Annotated in this window: 7 protein-coding genes; 6 read left to right on the top strand and 1 reads right to left on the bottom strand. The window is 68.5% G+C overall.

What is annotated here, in order from left to right; genetic code table 11:
* The 3 genes from V7067_RS15300 to V7067_RS15290 form a co-directional block, all read left to right on the top strand.
* A partial coding sequence (locus V7067_RS15300) for a cbb3-type cytochrome c oxidase subunit I (RefSeq protein WP_334176768.1) occupies positions 1-413 on the top strand: 413 nt, incomplete at its 5' end.
* Between the two features lie 173 nt (positions 414-586).
* The gene (locus tag V7067_RS15295; RefSeq protein WP_334176767.1) at positions 587-1,525 is read left to right on the top strand and encodes a heme o synthase; all 939 of its coding nucleotides are present in this window, start codon (positions 587-589) and stop codon (positions 1,523-1,525) included.
* A 44-nt stretch (positions 1,526-1,569) separates the two neighbouring features.
* Entirely contained in the window at positions 1,570-1,731 is a 162-nt protein-coding gene (locus tag V7067_RS15290) for a protoheme IX farnesyltransferase (protein ID WP_334176766.1), read from the top strand.
* Between the two features lie 132 nt (positions 1,732-1,863).
* Here V7067_RS15290 and V7067_RS15285 read toward each other — a convergent pair whose 3' ends face one another.
* Positions 1,864-2,349, bottom strand: coding sequence for a peroxiredoxin (locus V7067_RS15285; RefSeq protein ID WP_334176765.1), 486 nt, complete (start codon positions 2,347-2,349; stop codon positions 1,864-1,866).
* 224 nt (positions 2,350-2,573) lie between these two features.
* On the opposite strand from V7067_RS15285, the gene V7067_RS15280 reads away from it, so the two are divergent.
* The 3 genes from V7067_RS15280 to V7067_RS15270 all read left to right on the top strand — a co-directional run.
* Positions 2,574-3,203 carry a YqgE/AlgH family protein gene (locus V7067_RS15280; RefSeq protein WP_334176764.1) on the top strand — a complete coding sequence of 210 codons (630 nt, stop codon included), beginning with the start codon at positions 2,574-2,576 and terminating at the stop codon, positions 3,201-3,203.
* 139 nt (positions 3,204-3,342) lie between these two features.
* A complete protein-coding gene (gene thrC / locus V7067_RS15275) occupies positions 3,343-4,749 on the top strand; it encodes a threonine synthase (RefSeq protein WP_334176763.1) in 1,407 nt (468 codons plus the stop codon).
* 6 nt (positions 4,750-4,755) lie between these two features.
* The coding region (locus tag V7067_RS15270; protein ID WP_334176762.1) for a pitrilysin family protein at positions 4,756-5,159 on the top strand (404 nt) is incomplete at its 3' end.

Here is a 5,159-nt window from a genome sequence, read left to right as displayed (position 1 = left end):
ATGTGCTGTCGCTCAGTGCCGTGTTCGCCATCTTCGCCGGCTGGTATTTCTGGTTTCCCAAGATGAGCGGCCTCGTGGCCAGCGAGCGGCTGGCGAAGCTGCACTTCTGGCTCACCTTCACCGGCGTCAATCTGGTGTTCCTGCCGCTGCATCTCACGGCGATGGCGGCTGCGCCGCTGCCCGCCGGCTGGGGCACGGCGGCGCTTGCCGGTGCAGTGCTGTCGGCGGCGGGCGTTGCGGTGTTCCTCGCCTCCGTCGGGCTCGCCTTTCTGCGCGCGGTGCCGGCCGGGGCCAATCCGTGGGGCGAAGGCGCCACCTCGGCGGAGTGGCGGGTCTCCTCGCCGCCGCCGGTTCTGGCCTTCGAAATGGCGTTCGAGCCGGCCGCGGTGGAGCCTGCGGGCCACAGGCGCTGAGCGGAATTTGATGCGCGTCAACGCGGCACTTGCGATTTGCGCGCGTGCACGGCAGTTAGGCTGTGATCCGGTGCGCGAATCCGTTCGCGCGGCCGGCCCTGTGCTTTCCGCTGCCCGCTGACGCGGCGGCAACACCGGCCATGCACGGCCGGCGTGACGAGACTGGACCCACGATGGCACTGAGCGATCCCACCCGCGATGAAACGTCCGTTGCCGGTCTCGGCTCGGCGTCGGTCGGCGATTTCATCGCCCTCCTGAAGCCGCGGGTCATGTCGCTGGTGGTGTTTACCGCGCTGGTCGGCATCATGATCGCGCCCGGCGGCATCCATCCGGTGATCGGCGCGGTGGCGCTGATGCTGATTGCCGTGGGCGGCGGGGCGTCCGGCTGCCTCAACATGTGGTACGACGCTGACATCGATGCGGTGATGACCCGCACCCGCACCCGCCCCATTCCCGCCGGCCGGGTGGATGGTGCCTCGGCGCTGGCTTTCGGGCTGGTGCTCTCGGTCGCCTCGGTGGTGATGCTGGCGCTCGTGACCAACCTGCTGGCCGGCGCGCTGCTGGCCTTCACGATCTTCTTCTATGTGGTGATCTACACCATGTGGCTGAAGCGCTGGACGCCGCAGAACATCGTCATCGGCGGTGCCTCCGGTGCGCTGCCGCCGGTGATCGGCTGGGCTGCGGTGACCGGCCATGTCGCCATCGAGCCGCTGGTGCTTTTTCTGATCGTCTTCCTGTGGACGCCGCCCCATTTCTGGGCGCTGGCGCTCATCAAGTCGGAGGACTATTCGCGCGCCGGCGTGCCGATGCTGCCGGTGGTGGCGGGCGACCGCGCCACCCGCATCCAGATCGTGCTTTATGCGCTGGTGCTGGCGCCGGTCGCCACGGTGCCGTGGTTCATGGGCTTCGGCGGGCTGGCTTATGGCGTGCTGTCGCTGTCGCTCGGCGCGCTGTTCGTCGCCCTTGCGGTGCGGCTCTATTTTGCCGGCGTGCAGCGGCGCAACCGCGCGGCGGGCGAACTGTTCGGCTTTTCGATCGTCTATCTGTTCCTGCTGTTCGCGGTGCTGCTCGGCGAGCATCTCTTCACCGCGATCCGCGCCGCGCTGGCCTGAGGCCGGTGGCGGCCCGCCCCTCCCGCAAGCCTGCGGCGCGCCGGGTGCGGCCCAGCGCCGGGGCGCTGGAAAACCGCCGCCGGCGCTCTCTCGCGCTGGCCGGCACGCTGGTGGCGCTGGTGGTGCTGTTCTACGTGGTGACGCTGGTCAAGATGGGCCAGCACGAGGCGCCGGCCGACCCGCCGGCGACTGCCGGCGGGCTCTGAAGGAACCGATCGCGGGCCGCTGCCGGCGGCCCCTGAACGACCTGATCGCCGGCCGCTGCCGGGAAAACGAAAAGGCCGGCCCCGCGGGACCGGCCTTTCGTTTTGCGCGGGCAGCGGGCGTGAGCGCGGGGCTCAGAGGCTCGCCAGCATGGCATCGGCGCCGGACTTCTCCGCCTTGCCGGCCACTTCCTCGACATTGAGCTGTTCGACGACGCCGTTGCGCACCAGCGCCGAATAACGGCGCGACCGCACGCCCATGCCGAAACCGGTCGCATCCAGTTCCAGCCCGATCGCTTTGGTGAAGGCGGCGCTGCCATCGGCCAGGAACAGCACGCGGTGGTCGGGGTCGGAGGCCCTGGCCCAAGCATCCATCACGAACACGTCGTTGACGGACACCACCGCGATGGCATCCACGCCCTTCGCGGAGATGGCGTCGGCGTGGCTCACATAGCCCGGCAGGTGGTTGAGGGTGCAGGTGGGCGTGAAGGCGCCCGGCACCGCAAACAGCACCACCGTCTTGCCGGCGAACACGTCGGCGGTGGTCACGTCCTTCGGACCCTCGGCGGTCATGGTCTTGAAGGTGGCTTCGGGCAGGCTGTCACCGACTTTGAGGCTCATCCGTCTCGCTCCGGTTATGGCCGGCGCAGGCCGCCGGCTTATCCCGCGATAGATAGAGGCTCGGACGGGCGGCGGAAACAGGGGCGGGGAGAATTTTTGCGGCAGATCAATCCGCGTCTGCCGCCAGCGTGCGGCAAGGCCCGGCGCAACTGGCTCTCGACGCCGGTGGCGGGTGATTCTATGCTTCCGGATCAACAGAGCGTTGTGTGAGCAGGAGAGTGGAAATGCCGACCTCCATTTCCGGCGCCTTTCCCGCCGCCGGCCACGGCGAAGACAGCTTTCTCGAAGGTCAGCTTCTGATCGCCATGCCCGGCATGGGCGACGAGCGGTTCGAGCGCACGGTGATCTATGTCTGTGCCCACTCCGAAGAGGGCGCGATGGGCCTCGTGCTGAACCAGCTCGCCCGCAACATCTCGTTCCCGGACCTGCTGGAGCAGCTGCAGATCGTGTCCTCGCCGGAGGGCATCCGGCTGCCGGGCGGCGGTTCGCGGCGCATGCGTGTCCATCGCGGCGGGCCGGTGGAAACCGGTCGCGGATTCGTTCTGCATTCCGACGACTTCCGCATCGAGAACGCCACGCTCGCCATCGACGAGGGCGTGTGCCTGACGGCGACGCTCGATATTCTGCGGGCGATCGCGGAAAACCGCGGGCCGCACAAGGCGCTGCTGGCGCTGGGCTATGCCGGCTGGGCACCGGGCCAGCTTGAGGACGAGATCCGCTCCAACGGCTGGCTGACCTGCCCGGCCGATGCCGATCTGGTTTTCGACGACGCGCTGGAAACCAAGCACGGCCGGGCCCTGCGCAAGCTCGGCATCGACCCGGCCATGCTGGTCAGCGATGTCGGCCACGGCTGACCGGCCGCCGGCCGGGCGCTGTGCAACGGGGCCCGGCTGTGCGGAAGGGTGCTTGCGGCAGCGCGGATCGATCAATAAAATTACGGCCCATCGCCGCTGATCCCCTTCCATTCCGGTTGTTGCGGAAGGACGCCATCCCTTGCGTTATGTGAGCACCCGCGGGCAGTCGCCCGCGCTCGGCTTTCTCGATGTTCTTGTTGCCGGTCTTGCCCGCGATGGCGGGCTCTATGTGCCCGAGACGTGGCCGCACTTCTCTGCGGCCGAGATTGCCGATCTGGCCGGGCGGCCCTATGCCGATGTCGCCCATGCGGTGATCCGCCGGTTCGTGGACGGCGAAATTCCCGATGCCGATCTCTATGCCATGATCGAGGCGGCCTATGCCGGCTTCGGCCATGCGGCGGTGGCCCCGCTGGTGCAGCTTGCGCCCGGCCACTTCCTGATGGAGCTGTTCCACGGCCCCACGCTGGCCTTCAAGGACGTGGCGATGCAGCTGCTCGCCCGGCTGATGGAATATGCGCTCGTCCGCCGCGGCGAGGCGGCGACCATCGTCGGCGCCACCTCCGGCGATACCGGGGCCTCGGCCATCGAGGCGTTCCGCGGGCGCGACGGGCTCGACATCTTCATTCTCTACCCGCATGGCCGCGTGTCGCCGGTGCAGCGGCGCCAGATGACCACGGTGGCCGACGAGAACGTGCACACGCTGGCTGTGGAGGGCACGTTCGACGACTGTCAGGCCATCGTGAAGGGGCTGTTCAACGACCACGCCTTCCGCGACCGCACGCATCTGGCCGGGGTCAACTCCATCAACTGGGCGCGCATCGTGGCCCAGATCGTCTATTATTTCACGGCTGCCGTGTCGCTGGGCGCGCCCGGCCGGCCGGTCAGCTTCACCGTGCCGACCGGCAATTTCGGCGATATCTTCGCCGGCTATGTGGCCCGTCGCATGGGGCTGCCGATTGAGAAGCTGGTGGTTGCCACCAACGTCAACGACATCCTGTGGCGCACGCTGGAAAGCGGGCGCTACGAGACGCGCGCCGTGGTGCCCTCCACCTCGCCGTCGATGGATATCCAGATCTCGTCGAATTTCGAGCGGCTGCTGTTCGAGGCGGTGGGCCGCGACGGCCGTAAGATCGAGGCGCTGATGGCGGGCCTTGCCCACAACGGCACTTTCACGGTGGAGCCGGCCGCGCTCGATGCCATCCGCGCGCTGTTCCAGGCCGGCCGCGCCGACATGCTGGAGACGCGCGACACCATCGCCCGCATCCACGCCACCTGCGGCTATGTGCTCGATCCGCATTCGGCGGTGGGCGTCACGGTTGCCGAGCGGCTGATCGACCGCGCGGTGCCGATGGTGACGCTGGCCACCGCCCATCCCGCCAAGTTCCCGGATGCCGTTCGCGAGGCCATCGGAACGGAGCCGGCGCTGCCGGCCCGTCTCGCCGATCTCTACGAACGCCCGGAGCGCTTCACACGCATCGTGCCGGAGACGGCGGCGGTGGGGCGCTTCATCGAGGCGCGCACGCGCGCCGTCAAATCGGAGGTGTGAGCGGTCATGGCCGTCACGGTTTCGCGTCTTGCCAACGGCCTCACCGTCGTCACGGAAGAAATGCCCCACATCGAGAGCGCGGCGCTCGGGGTGTGGGTGAGCGCCGGTTCGCGCTCGGAGGCCGAGCGTGAGCACGGCATCTCGCATCTTCTGGAGCACATGGCCTTCAAGGGTACGCGGCGGCGCTCCGCGCGGGCCATCGCCGAGGAAATCGAGGCGGTGGGTGGCGAGCTGAATGCTGCCACCTCCACCGAGAACACCTGCTATTACGCCCGCCTGCTGGGCGACGACGTGCCGCTGGCGCTCGATATCCTCGCCGACATTCTGGGCAACTCGCTGTTCGACCGCGCCGAGCTGAAGCGCGAGCAGAACGTGATCCTGCAGGAGATCGGCGCGGCCTACGACATGCC

It is taken from the genome of Pseudoxanthobacter sp., assembly GCF_036822375.1.
GTDB lineage: Bacteria > Pseudomonadota > Alphaproteobacteria > Rhizobiales > Segnochrobactraceae > Pseudoxanthobacter.
This window is presented reverse-complemented; position numbering and strand designations above follow the sequence as displayed.

Excerpts from the sequence above, each read along its gene's own strand:
- V7067_RS15295 (WP_334176767.1), top strand. The coding sequence starts at position 587 with ATGGCACTGAGCGATCCCACCCGCGATGAAACGTCCGTTGCCGGTCTC.
- V7067_RS15285 (WP_334176765.1), bottom strand. The coding sequence starts at position 2,349 with ATGAGCCTCAAAGTCGGTGACAGCCTGCCCGAAGCCACCTTCAAGACC.
- V7067_RS15280 (WP_334176764.1), top strand. The coding sequence starts at position 2,574 with ATGCCGACCTCCATTTCCGGCGCCTTTCCCGCCGCCGGCCACGGCGAA.